The organism is Microbacterium sp. A93, from assembly GCF_051842835.1.
Genome location: NZ_JBPXMT010000005.1, coordinates 1 through 12,898, shown reverse-complemented (window position 1 = coordinate 12,898; position 12,898 = coordinate 1). Strand labels below are relative to the sequence as shown.

The 12,898-nt window shown below is 65.2% G+C and carries 11 protein-coding genes; 10 read left to right on the top strand and 1 reads right to left on the bottom strand.

The features are described 5' to 3' along the window. Positions 1-54: 54 nt before the first annotated feature. From argC to ACSU1G_RS13415, 10 genes are all read left to right on the top strand, one after another. The gene (argC, locus tag ACSU1G_RS13460) at positions 55-1,098 is read left to right on the top strand and encodes an N-acetyl-gamma-glutamyl-phosphate reductase (protein ID WP_439280470.1); all 1,044 of its coding nucleotides are present in this window, start codon (positions 55-57) and stop codon (positions 1,096-1,098) included. Next, on the top strand, positions 1,095-2,252 hold the full coding sequence (gene argJ, locus ACSU1G_RS13455) for a bifunctional glutamate N-acetyltransferase/amino-acid acetyltransferase ArgJ (protein ID WP_439280469.1): 1,158 nt from the start codon (positions 1,095-1,097) through the stop codon (positions 2,250-2,252). Before argC ends, argJ begins: the two co-directional genes overlap by 4 nt. Continuing rightward, positions 2,249-3,166 carry an acetylglutamate kinase gene (argB, locus tag ACSU1G_RS13450; RefSeq protein WP_439280468.1) on the top strand — a complete coding sequence of 306 codons (918 nt, stop codon included), beginning with the start codon at positions 2,249-2,251 and terminating at the stop codon, positions 3,164-3,166. The genes argJ and argB overlap by 4 nt, the downstream gene beginning before the upstream one ends. Beyond that, a complete protein-coding gene (locus ACSU1G_RS13445) occupies positions 3,163-4,380 on the top strand; it encodes an acetylornithine transaminase (RefSeq protein WP_439280467.1) in 1,218 nt (405 codons plus the stop codon). The genes argB and ACSU1G_RS13445 overlap by 4 nt, the downstream gene beginning before the upstream one ends. Continuing rightward, complete coding sequence (gene argF, locus ACSU1G_RS13440; RefSeq protein WP_439280466.1) at positions 4,377-5,300, top strand: ornithine carbamoyltransferase; 924 nt, start codon at positions 4,377-4,379, stop codon at positions 5,298-5,300. The genes ACSU1G_RS13445 and argF overlap by 4 nt, the downstream gene beginning before the upstream one ends. 10 nt (positions 5,301-5,310) lie before the next feature. After that, positions 5,311-6,390 (top strand): heparan-alpha-glucosaminide N-acetyltransferase domain-containing protein, encoded by a 1,080-nt coding sequence (locus tag ACSU1G_RS13435; RefSeq protein WP_439280465.1) that lies wholly within the window; start codon positions 5,311-5,313, stop codon positions 6,388-6,390. Between the two features lie 9 nt (positions 6,391-6,399). Continuing rightward, positions 6,400-7,830, top strand: coding sequence for an argininosuccinate lyase (argH, locus tag ACSU1G_RS13430; RefSeq protein WP_439280464.1), 1,431 nt, complete (start codon positions 6,400-6,402; stop codon positions 7,828-7,830). Between the two features lie 76 nt (positions 7,831-7,906). Continuing rightward, positions 7,907-9,085 carry an ATP-binding protein gene (locus tag ACSU1G_RS13425; RefSeq protein ID WP_439280463.1) on the top strand — a complete coding sequence of 393 codons (1,179 nt, stop codon included), beginning with the start codon at positions 7,907-7,909 and terminating at the stop codon, positions 9,083-9,085. A 13-nt stretch (positions 9,086-9,098) separates the two neighbouring features. Continuing rightward, positions 9,099-10,400 (top strand): tyrosine--tRNA ligase, encoded by a 1,302-nt coding sequence (gene tyrS / locus ACSU1G_RS13420; protein WP_439280462.1) that lies wholly within the window; start codon positions 9,099-9,101, stop codon positions 10,398-10,400. A gap of 4 nt (positions 10,401-10,404) precedes the next feature. Beyond that, a complete protein-coding gene (locus ACSU1G_RS13415; protein ID WP_439280461.1) occupies positions 10,405-11,214 on the top strand; it encodes a DUF4184 family protein in 810 nt (269 codons plus the stop codon). On the opposite strand, the gene ACSU1G_RS13410 is transcribed toward ACSU1G_RS13415, so the two are convergent. Further along, entirely contained in the window at positions 11,165-12,439 is a 1,275-nt protein-coding gene (locus tag ACSU1G_RS13410) for a CoA transferase (RefSeq protein WP_439280460.1), read from the bottom strand. The genes ACSU1G_RS13415 and ACSU1G_RS13410 overlap by 50 nt on opposite strands. Positions 12,440-12,898: the final 459 nt, after the last annotated feature.

Genomic DNA, 12,898 nt, shown 5'->3' with positions numbered 1-12,898 from the left:
AGCACCGGTGTCGCCGCCTTCGGCCCACCACCCCCAGACCGTTAAGGTAGAACCATGACGTATACCGTCGCCGTCTCCGGCGCATCCGGCTATGCGGGCGGCGAGATTCTGCGCCTGCTTGCGAGTCACCCTGATATCGAGATCCGCACCGTTACCGCGCACTCCAACGCCGGGCAGCCGCTGATCCAGCATCAGCCGCACCTGCGTTCGCTCGCGCATCTCACGCTGCAGGACACCACCCCCGAGATTCTTGCGGGACACGACATTGTCTTCCTCGCCCTCCCACACGGCCAGTCCGGCCAGTACACGGATGCCCTGGACGATGTGCCCCTCATCATCGATGCGGGTGCCGATCACCGCCTGACATCACAGGAATCCTGGGATGCCTTCTACGGTGGGCACTTCCATGAGCCGTGGGCCTATGGTGTGCCGGAGCTGCTCATTAATGGCGTGAAGCAACGGGAGCACCTACGCGGCGCGAAGCGCATCGCAGCCCCCGGCTGCAACGCATCCACAGTGAGCTTGAGCCTCGCACCGGGCGTGGCCGCCGGAGTCATCGACCCCAGCGACATCGTCTCGGTGCTCGCGGTCGGGCCTTCGGGCGCGGGTAAGAGCATGAAGACCAACCTGCTGGCCAGTGAGATCCTCGGCTCGGCGAACCCCTACGCGGTCGGCGGCACTCATCGGCACATCCCGGAGATCCAGCAGGCGCTCGCCGCGGCAGGCGCCGAGACCGTGCGCATCTCCTTCACACCCGTGCTCGTGCCGATGGCGCGCGGCATCCTCGCCACGTCCACGGCGCCGATCGTTCCCGGCGTTTCTGACGCCGAGATCCGCGCCGCATGGGAGACCGCTTACGCCGGCGAGACCTTCGTACAGCTACTACCCGAGGGGCAGTTCCCACGCACCGCGGACGTCATAGGCGCCAACACCGCCCTCATCGGCCTCGCAATCGACCGCGCAGCGAATCGCGTCACCGTTGTCACTGCGGTCGACAACCTCGTCAAAGGCACGGCCGGCGCGGCCATCCAATCCATGAACCTCGCGCTGGGTCTTCCCGAAGACCGGGCCCTCTCACTGAACGGAGTCGCCCCGTGAGCGTCACTGCACCTCAAGGATTCGAAGCGGCCGGTATCGTCGCAGGTCTCAAGTCGACAGGAAAGCCCGACCTCGCTGTCGTCGTCAACCGCGGACCGCGCAAGATCGGCGCCGCTGTTTTCACCAGCAACCGTGCCAAGGCGAACCCGATCATCTGGTCACAGCAGGTGATCGCCGATCGTACGGTCGAAGCCATCGTGCTGAACTCCGGTGGCGCGAACTGCTTCACCGGCAGCTTCGGCTTCCAGACCACACATCAGACCGCCGAGAAGGCCGCCGAGTTGCTGAACGTGAGCGCCGGCGACATTCTGGTCTGCTCCACCGGCCTCATCGGCACCGGCGATCAGACATTCCGCGACAAGGTGCTCGCCGGTACCGAGCAGGCAATCGCCGAACTCAGCGCCGACGGCGGAGACCTCGCAGCCCAGGCCATCATGACGACCGACACGGTCGCCAAGACCGCCGTCATCACGCGCGACGGCTGGACGATCGGCGGCATGGCTAAGGGCGCCGGGATGCTGGCACCTGGCCTTGCGACGATGCTCGTCGTCATCACGACCGACGCTGACCTCGACGCACTCGAAGCCGATACCGCTCTTCGCCGCGCCACCGGTCAGACCTTCGATCGGCTCGACTCCGACGGGTGCATGTCGACCAATGACCAGGTGACGCTGCTCGCCAACGGCGCCAGTGGCATCCGTCCTGATCTGGATGACTTCGCGCTCGCGCTGACCGAGCTCAGCGACCAGCTCGCGATCAAACTGCAGGGCGATGCCGAAGGCGCGAGTCATGACATCACGATCCGCGTCACGAACGCTGTCAGCGAGCAGGACGCAGTGGAAGTCGGCCGCTCTGTCGCCCGTAACAACCTTTTCAAAGCGGCGATCTTCGGCAACGACCCGAACTGGGGCCGCGTGCTCGCCGCGATCGGCACGACCAATGCCAAGTTCGACCCATACAACGTCGATGTCTGGATGAACGGCGTGCGGGTGTGCAGCGAGGGCGGACCTGACCGGCCGCGTGAGGAAGTCGATCTCACCCCGCGCGCCACCGATCTGCTGATTGACCTCCAGGTGGGCGAGGCTGAGGCGACGATTCGCACCAACGACCTCACGCACGATTACGTGCACGAGAACAGTGCGTACGCCTCATGACTGATATTCAGGACACACCTCCCGACGTCGCTGCGGTGAAGGCCACGACGCTTATCGAGTCGCTGCCGTGGCTGAAGAAGTTCCGCGATCAGATCGTCGTCGTCAAGTACGGCGGCAATGCGATGGTCTCGGATGAGTTGCAGGAGGCCTTCGCGCAAGACATCGCCTACCTGCGCTACGTCGGCGTGCAGCCGGTCGTCGTGCACGGCGGCGGGCCGCAGATCTCGAACATGCTCGATCGCCTTGCGATCCCCAGCGAGTTCAAGGGCGGCTACCGAGTCACCAACACCGAGGCGATCAGCGTCGTGCGCATGGTGCTGACCGGTCAGGTGAACCCGCAGCTCGTCGCGAAGATCAACTCGCACGGTCCGATTGCGACCGGTCTCAGCGGAGAAGACGCAGGACTCTTCGGCGGACGCCGCCGTGGTGTCGTCATTGACGGTGAAACGATCGATCTCGGGCGCGTCGGCGATGTCGTGCAGGTTGACCCGACCGCGGTGCTCGATCACCTGGCGGCGGGCCGCATTCCGGTGATCTCCAGCATCGCGCCCGATCTTGATCACCCAGGGCAGTCGCTGAACGTGAATGCGGATGCCGCGGCATCCGCTCTGGCTGTCGCACTGAATGCACGCAAGCTGGTCGTCCTCACAGACGTTCCCGGGCTGTACGCAGACTGGCCGAACCGGGATTCGCTCGTATCGCACCTCACGTCGGCGCAGCTCACAGAGATGCTGCCGACGCTGGAATCGGGAATGATCCCGAAGATGCGTGCGTGCCTGGATGCGGTCGAAGGCGGAGTGGACGCCGCAGCCATCATTGACGGACGTGTGCCGCACTCGGTGCTCGTCGAACTCTTCACAAGCAAGGGAATCGGAACACAAGTGGTACTCGGAAATTCGGGGGTGACGGCATGACCGTCTGGCAGGAAGAAGCAGCACGGGATCTGGTGCTCAACGCAGGCGACCGGTTGGCATTGCTGACCCGCGGCGAAGGCTCCTATCTCTGGGACGGTGACGGCAAGCGCCACCTCGACTTCCTCGCAGGCATCGCGGTGACCTCGCTCGGCCATGCGCACCCGGTGTTCGTCGAGGCGATCTCCAAGCAGGCCGCGATCCTCTCGCACGTGTCGAACTACTTCGCCACGCCGCCGCAGCTTGAACTTGCTGCGCGATTGAAGCGTCTGGCAGGTGCCGGTATCGACGGGCGGGTGTTCTTCTCGAACTCGGGCGCCGAGGCCAACGAAGCCGCGTTCAAACTGGCACGTCTGCACGGCGGAGCAGAGCGCCCCCGCATCCTGGCTCTGGACAGTGCCTTCCATGGACGCACCATGGGATCGCTCGCCCTGACCGCGAAGAAGGCCTACCGGGCGCCCTTCGAGCCGATGCCTGGCGGCGTCGAGCACATTCCGGCCACCATTGAGGCTCTCGAGGCAGCGTTGGACGACCGCGTCGCCGCTGTCTTCGTCGAGCCCATCCAGGGTGAGGCTGGCGTCGTCGAACTGCCGGAGGGCTATCTCGCAGCGGCACGTGCGCTCACGCTGAAGCACGGCGCGCTGCTCATCGTCGACGAGATCCAGACCGGCGCCGGCCGCACCGGCGCATGGTTCGGCTTCAATCACGAGGGCATAACCCCTGACGCCATCACGCTCGCCAAGGGCATCGGCGGAGGCTTCCCGATCGGCGCACTCGTCACCTTCGGTGCGGCGAGCGCGCTGCTCACCCCTGGGTCCCACGGATCGACCTTCGGCGGGAACCCGTTGGGCACTGCCGTGGCCAACGCGGTGCTTGCCGAGATCGAGAACGCGGGGCTCGTGGAGAACGCCGCGACGCGTGGCGCGCAGCTGCGCACCCTCATCGAAGGGCTCGACTCTGAGCTGGTCGATGCGGTTCGCGGACGTGGCCTGCTTATCGGTGTGGCGTTGACCGCTCCGGTCGCCGGTGACGTCGTCGCCGCGGCACAGGAGCGCGGGCTCATCATCAACGCGGCGAATCCCTCTACGGTGCGCATTGCGCCGGCCCTGAACATCGGCGACGCCGAGATCGAAGAATTCCAGACGCTGTTCTCTGCAGCTCTCGCCGACGTGCAGACGAGCATCGCGGCATCCGAAACCGGAAAGGTACCCGCATGACCCGCCACCTGTTGCGTGACGATGACCTCACCCCCGCCGAGCAGGCGGAGATCCTCGACCTCGCGATCGAGCTGAAGAAGGACCGTTGGGCTGACAAGTCGCTCGCCGGTCCGCAGACCGTCGCGGTCATCTTCGACAAGTCGTCCACTCGTACTCGAGTCTCGTTCGCGGTCGGTATCGCCGATCTCGGCGGCACGCCACTGATCATCTCGACCGCGAGCAGTCAGCTCGGCGGCAAAGAGACCCCGTCCGACACGGCCCGCGTGCTCGAGCGCCAGGTCGCCGCCATCGTCTGGCGTACCTACGCGCAGGCGGGGCTCGAGGAAATGGCCGAGGGCACCCGTGTGCCGGTCGTCAACGCGCTCTCCGATGACTTCCACCCCTGCCAGCTGCTCGCCGACCTGCTCACGATCCGCGAGCACAAGGGTGAGCTCAAGGGGCTGACGCTGACGTTCTTCGGCGATGGTGAGAGCAACATGGCGCACTCCTATGCGCTTGCCTGCGTCACAGCCGGCATGCACGTGCGCATCGCGTCGCCCGAGTCTTACTCTCCGCGCGCCGATGTCGTCGCGGACGCTGACCGTCGCGCCGCCGAGACCGGTGGTTCGATCACGCTGTTCACCGACCCCGTCGAAGCAGCTGCAGGTGCAGACGTCATCGTCACCGACACCTGGGTGTCGATGGGCAAGGAAGAGGAGAAGCTCGCGCGCATCCGCGATCTCGGCGGGTACAAGGTCACCGCGGAGACCATGAGCCTCGCTGACCCGGAGGCGATCTTCATCCATTGCCTTCCCGCCGACCGTGGCTACGAGGTCGACTCCGAGATCATCGACGGACCGCAGAGTGTCGTCTGGGACGAGGCGGAGAACCGCCTGCACGCCCAGAAGGCACTCCTGGTCTGGCTGCTTCGCCAGAACTGAGTCTCCACTGATGCGAGCGGGATGGCCGACGACCCACTGGCGTCGTCTGAATGGTCCCGCTCGCATCGCGGGTGTTGATCTGGCGCGCGGTCTCGCCGTGCTCGGGATGTTCGCGGCGCACCTGCTGCTGATCGCCGACGGCTTCATCTGGACCGACCCCACCACGTGGATGGCGGTCGTCGACGGCCGCTCGTCGATCCTGTTCGCGACTCTTGCCGGTGTCTCCATCGGGCTGGTCACCGGTGGGCGCACGCCGCTTCCGGCCAAGCGGATGGCTGTCGCCCGGTTGAAGCTCGTGCTGCGCGCTCTCATCCTCTGGGTGCTCGGCGTGCTGCTGATCCTCACTGGTGTGCCGGTGTACGTGATCCTGCCCGCCTACGCGATCCTGTTCCTGCTGGTGTTGCCGTTCACCTCGCTGTCTGCGCGCACGCTGCTGTGGATCGCGGCAGGGCTGGGCATCGTCATGCCGTTTGTGCAGCCGGTGTTCGCGGGGCTGCCTATCGACGGCGAGGTCGACGCGATGCTGGGGTGGCACTATCCGTTCACCGTATGGATCGCATTCGTCCTCGCCGGTCTCGGCGTTGCGAGGGCGGGAGTGACTCGACTCGTGGTGCAGGTGCGGATGCTGTTCGGGGGAGCGGCGCTGGCCGCAGTCGGATACGCCCTGGCAACACTGCCACTGCCGCAGGACGACGAGTACTGGGCGTCTGTGTGGACGGCCGAGCCGCACTCCTCCGGTCTGTTCGAGGTCATCGGCTCGGGCGGGTTCGTCATCGCAGTCATCGGCACGTGTCTTCTGCTGTGCCGCCTGCGCGTGCTGAAGGCAGTCACCTTGCCATTGCGCGCAACCGGAGCCATGCCGCTGACCGCCTACACGGTTCAGCTGCTGGTCTGGGCAGCGGTCGCACTGACGACGCTGGGCAACACCAGCGACTTCTTCGGGTTTGTGGCGCTCGAGCCGTTCTGGCCTCTCGCGATCGGCACGATTCTCGGTTGCACGGCGTGGGCGCTGCTGATCGGTCGAGGTCCGCTGGAGTGGGTGCTCGAGCGAGCCACGAGAGCCGTCGGGCCCAGCCCGGTGCGCCGCTAGGCTGGAACCATGAGCGAGGCGAAGAACGACGGCACGAATGAGGGCGCACTCTGGGGTGCACGATTCGCGAGTGGACCGTCTCCCGAATTGGTGGAGCTCAGCCGGTCCACGCACTTCGACTGGATCCTCGCGCCCTACGACATCGCGGGCTCGCACGCGCACGCCAAGGCTCTTGCCGCAGCCGGGTACCTCGAGGCAGACGAAGAGCAGCGGATGCACGCGGGCTTGGATGCCGTCGCGCGAAAGGTCGCCGACGGCACGCTGCGTCCGGCACCCTCTGACGAGGATGTGCACGGAGCCCTCGAGCAGGCGCTGATCGTCGAACTCGGTGCCGAGCTCGGCGGACGCCTCCGGGCGGGCCGCAGCCGCAACGACCAGATCGCCACGCTCGTGCGGATGTACCTGATCGATCACGCCAAGGTCATCGCCCGCGACATCCTGCGCGTCATCGACGCTCTCGTTGCACAAGCCGAAGCGCACCCCGGAGCGATCCTCCCCGGACGCACCCACCTGCAGCACGCGCAGCCAGTGCTGCTTGCCCACCACCTGCAGGCGCACGCCTGGCCGCTCGTGCGCGAACTTGAACGCCTCGTCGACTGGCGCGTGCGTGCCGGCGTCTCGCCCTACGGCGGGGGAGCGCTCGCAGGCTCGACTCTGGGTCTCGACCCCGCGCTGGTCGCTCGTGAGCTCGGGCTCGACCGCCCAGCGGAGAATTCGCTCGACGGCACCTCCGCGCGCGACGTGGTTGCGGAGTTCGCGTTCATCACGGCGATGATCGGCGTCGACCTCTCGCGTTTGAGCGAGGAGATCATCCTCTGGAACACGCGCGAGTTCGGTTTCGTCACACTGCATGACAGCTACTCGACCGGGTCGAGCATCATGCCGCAGAAGAAGAATCCCGATATCGCTGAGCTCGCCCGTGGCAAGTCCGGCCGGCTGATCGGTAACCTGTCCGGCCTCATGGCCACGCTGAAGGGGCTGCCGATCGCGTACAACCGTGATCTGCAGGAGGACAAGGAGCCGGTCTTCGACTCGGTGAACACTCTCGAGGTCGTGTTGCCCGCATTCGCCGGCATGGTCGCGACGCTCACTTTCCACACCGAGCGGATGGCAGCACTTGCCCCGCAGGGCTTCTCGCTCGCGACAGATGTCGCCGAATGGCTGGTCAAGCGCCGCGTCCCGTTCCGCGATGCGCACGAAATCTCCGGCGCGCTGGTCAAGGCCTGTGAACTGCAGGAGATCGGTCTTGAGGATGCATCGGATGAGCTGCTCGCGCAGGTCTCACCGCATCTCACCCCCGAAGTGCGCGAAGTGCTGAGCATCGAAGGGTCGGTGGCGTCTCGCACCGGGGCGGGCGGCACTGCGCCCGTACGCGTCGCCGAGCAGCGGGCCGAGCTCATCGCCCGCGCGCAGTCAGCCGCGCACGCTCTCGGGCTCTGATGTAATCATTGCCGCCGCCTGGATACTTTGAGATACTTGGGCCCAAGTATCCCGATGTATCTGTTTGGAGCGTGCAATGCAGCCGAGCCCGTACACGCCAGGTGAAATCGCACGCGCTGTTCCCGGTCGCGGTGAGCTGATCGAGGAGTTCACCGAGCGGCTCTCGCTCATGGTCGACCTCCAAAGGCTGATCGGCCGCGTCCACGTGGCATTTGGCGAACGCGGCATCGGTAAGACCTCGCTGCTGCGTGCCTATCAACGCCTCGCCGAAGAACGTGAAGCGCTCTGCATCTGGGTCACGGCGGGCGAGTCAGCGGGACTGGTCGCTCAAATCATCGACGGCATCCGCGAAGCCACACGCTCGTGGCCACAGGCAGCGGCGGCTACGATCCGCGAGCATCTAGACGAGTTGACGGTCACGATCGGTGTGCCAGGGGTTGCCTCCGTCAGCGCTAAGACCAGCGTGAAGACCAAGGCCGCGACCATGGCCGAAACCGTCGGCGCACGCACGCTCGAGAAGCTGATTCGCGCGACTGCGGAGGATCGCAAGCGGGTGAAGGCCCTGGTGCTCTTCATCGACGAGGTGCAGTCGGCGGATGCGGACGGCATCCGGACGCTTGCCTATGCATGGCAGCACCTGCAGGCGGAGCATCCGGACATTCCTGCCGCGGTGTATGCCGCTGGTCTTCCGAACGCTCCGGAGCAGATCGCCGATGCCGTCACCTTCAGCGAGCGTTTCGCGTATCGCCCGCTGGAGATGCTGTCGGTCGGCGCGCAGGTGGCAGCACTGCGGGATCCCGCAGCGGAGCTGAACGTCGCATGGGATTCGGACGCGCTCGAGCGGGCCGCGGAACTCGCTGCCGGATACCCCTACGCAGTGCAGCTCTATGGTGACGCCGCGTGGGTTGCGGCAGGGCGACCGGATGCCGGCGGCACGATCACCAAGCGCAATGTGAAGACGGCACGTGCGAGTGTCGACCGCGACCTGCGAAACCTCTTCGCCGCACGCTGGGCAAACACCACGCCGAATCAGCGACGCTTCCTCGTTGCTGTCGCCTGGTTGCAGGAGCGTGACGTCACCGTCGACCGGGCCGACCTGGCTGAGGTGCTGGATGTTTCCTCGCGCAGCCTCTCCTCGGTGCGTGCGCGCCTGATCGCGAAAGGCCTGATCCGCTCCGAAGGGCATGGCACAGTGACCATTCCCGTGCCGGGGTTCGCCGGGTACATCCGTGAGTTGGAGGAGGATCCGCGCTGATAGCCTGGAGCGCGTGTCGAATTCTGCTCTGACAACTGCCGCCCCGGCGATCGATCCCACGTTCGAAAATGTGTGGGATGAGATCGTGTGGCGTGGCCTTGTCCACGTGTCCACTGACCAGGAGGCGCTGCGCGCCCTTCTCGCTGGGGACCCGATCACGTATTACTGCGGATTCGACCCGACGGCGCCGAGCCTGCACCTGGGAAACCTCGTGCAGTTGCTTCTGCTTCGTCGACTGCAGCTCGCTGGACACAAGCCGCTCGGACTCGTGGGCGGCTCGACTGGTCTTGTTGGTGACCCGCGGCCGACAGCTGAGCGCACGCTCAACACGCCCGAGACTGTCGCGGAATGGGTTGGTCGCCTGCGCTCGCAGGTCGAGCGCTACCTCAGCTTCGAAGGTGACAACGCTGCCAGGCTCGTGAACAACCTCGACTGGACGGCGCCGATGTCGGCGATCGACTTCCTGCGCGAGATCGGCAAGCACTACCGCGTCGGAACCATGCTGAAAAAGGACGCGGTCGCTGCGCGGCTGAACTCCGATGCCGGCATCAGCTACACGGAGTTCAGCTACCAGATTCTGCAGGGAATGGACTTTCTGGAGCTCTACCGCCAGTACGACTGTGTGCTGCAGACGGGGGGCTCCGATCAGTGGGGCAACCTCACCAGTGGCACCGACCTCATCCGTCGTGTCGAGGGGGAGTCTGCACATGCGATCGGCACGCCGCTGATCACGAACAGTGACGGCACCAAATTCGGCAAGAGCGAGGGTAACGCCATCTGGCTTGATGCCGAGATGTGCAGCCCCTACCGGATGTACCAGTTCTGGCTCAGTAGCGCCGATGCCGACGTCATCGAACGTCTGAAGATCTTCACCTTTCTCACGAGGGCTGAAATCGAGGATTACGCGGCGCTCGTCGAGTCCGAGCCGTTCCGTCGTGCCGCGCAGAAGCGACTCGCCCTTGAGGTCGTCGCCACGGTGCACGGTATCGATGCGACGGCCGCCGTCATCGCGGCATCCGAAGCGCTCTTCGGCCAGGGTGATCTGACTGCGCTGGATGCTGTGACGCTCCGTTCGGCACTCGAGGAACTGCCCAACGCGACAGTCTCGGTCGGAACAACGGTCGTCGACGCGCTCGTCGCGACTGGACTCGTCGCGAGCCTTTCCGAGGCGCGCCGCGCGATCACCCAGGGGGGTGTCTCACTCGACGGTGCCCGTATCGAGGACGGCGCTGCAGTCGTGCAGGGAACCCTACCCGGTGGTGTATCGGTGCTGCGCCGAGGCAAGAAGACCCTCGCAGGCATCTTCCTGGGCTGAAGCCATGCCGTTCACGCCGAGCCATGCGGTGGTGGCGCTGCCGTTCCTGCGCACGCCACTGATTCCTGCGGCGATCGCGATCGGTGCGATGACACCGGATCTGCCGCTGTTCCTGCGCGGTTTCGGTATCACCTACAACTTCACGCACACGATCGCGAACATCATATGGACCGGCGTGATCGCGCTCGGGCTGTTCCTGCTGTGGCGGATCGTACTTCGTCCTGCCACTCGGGAGCTGTCGCCGTCCTGGCTCGCGCGCAGGCTTCCTGACGAGTGGAGTCAGGAGCCATGGGATGCTGCCCGCCTCGCCATCGGCGTCGGCAAGAACCGGTTCTACCCGCTGCTGCTCGCGGTGTCGTTGCTGCTTGGGGTGATCTCGCACATCCTCTGGGACCTGTTCACGCATGAGGAACGATGGGGGAGCGAGCTGCTACCAGCGCTCGCGGATCAGTGGGGTCCTTTGCAGGGCTTCAAATGGCTGCAGCACGGTTCGAGCGTCGTCGGCCTGTTGATCATCGCAATCTGGGCGCTGCTCTGGCTACGTCGGACCGAACCGGGAGGCGTGGTGAGGCAGGTGCTTCCCCACTGGGTGCGCGTGGCCTGGTGGATTTCGCTCCCCGTCATCCTCATCGGATCATGGGTGATCGGCTACGTCGTGTTCGGGCCCTTCACTGAGGAATTCACGATCCGGCACCTCGCTTACCGTGTGCTGCCACCAGCATGTGGGTTCTGGGCGATGCTCACTCTCGCCCTGTGTGTGATCCTCACCACTGTGGCGCGTCGCGGCCCCACGGTCGGGGTGGCGCGAAGCTGAACCCGGGCAGCACCGGCGCAGCAGTGATGAGCGCATGGCCATCAACACTGAAATTCTGAGTGTGCATGGCCGGGTCGATCTCTCGTTCTGGTTCCGGGGCATCACGCCTCGGCATCCCGAGCAGCTCGGCGGCGACGCGACGCAATGACGTGGCGATGTGCCACGTTCCTCCTTCGCGAACGCGCCGATCTACCACTGCGCACACGGCGGCCGCCAGCAGATAGCCGGCGCTGTGATCAAGAGCCTGCGCGGGAAGTGCGCCGGGAACTTCACCGTCGACGGATTCGATGAGTGCGATTCCGGATTCCGCTTGCACGAGGCTGTCGAAGCCCGCACGGTCTGGCTGATCCAGCCCCCACGCGCTCAACTGCACGATGATCAGCCCGGGATATCGCTCGCCGAGTTGGCCGGGGGAGAGCCCGAGGCGTGTAAGGGCTGCCGGGCGGTAGCCGAGCACAACGACATCCGCTTCCTCGAGCAGTGCTGTCATCTGTTCGGATCGTGCGTCAAGAAGAGTTGTCCGCTTGCCGTGGCCGGTATCGAGGTGCTGCCATTCCGGCTCCGGAATGTGAGGAGGATCGATGCGCAGAACATCTGCGCCCAGCAGAGCGAGAGTGCGAGTGCAGACCGGGCCGGCAATGACGCGCGTGAGGTCGAGAACGCGGATGCCGCTGAGCGGCGCCTGCGGACGCGGCGGGTTCCGGCGTGCACGTGGTGCGGTATCGCCTATGCGTCGGATGTCGACGAGAGGTTGCGCACGTAACGCTGAATCGCGCGCCGAGTTCTCAGGCATCACGGCAACGGCAAGCCCGCCAGCGGTGGTGATGCGATTGACGGACTCCGCAACGGATGCCGAAGTCAACGATGAGCGCAAGTCGTCGATGCTGATGTCATGGGGGAGTCCGAGTCCGAGACCGAGACACAATGCACGTGCATGATGCGGATAGTTGCCGTGAGTGCGTAGCCAGCCGTCCTTCGTCTGCCAGAAACCGGAGAACGGCGACCACACGGGCGGCTGCTCGCCGTCAATGCGCAACAGCCGGTCGCTGCGGTACGCCATCGCGATGCGATCGGGGTCAAGCTGCGGAGCATGACTGATACCAGCGCCGAGCCAAACCGACGCGACACTGGCCCATGCCAGATCTCCGGTCGCAAGACGAGAAGGGAGAGGGACAATTCGCCGAGGGGATGCCCCGGTCTCCGCGCTGGTGGGGAGCGAATCCATGGCACGATCGTACGCCTCAGGGAATGATCCGCACTAAGAAACTGCGCGTGACCTGGGGAGAAGCGTTCCAACGTCCGCTCGGACACGCCCGGGGGGCTGCCGTGATTTGCCCGACTTCCAGATCCCGCGTAAGTTATTACTTGTTCGCCCCACAGGGTTGAGACAGGGCCCAGGCCCAGCTCCCCTCAAGTAGCGGACCACCTCCCAACACAGAAGATCACTTCGGTGAGAATCTGAGTCGGGATGCTCTGTGGTACCGCAGATCGCAACCGAGTTTCGCTCGGATCGCCGATTTGACAAACGGTTGCCACCGGGTAAGATAGAGAAGTTGCCTCGAAGCGCTTGATCGCTTCGAACAATTACTCGAATTTGGGTCTGACGGCGTGTCGGTTTGACATGCTGAATGGCTCAGATAAGATAGAGAAGTTGCCCTGCGGGCCTGGTTGTGATGACTGGGTC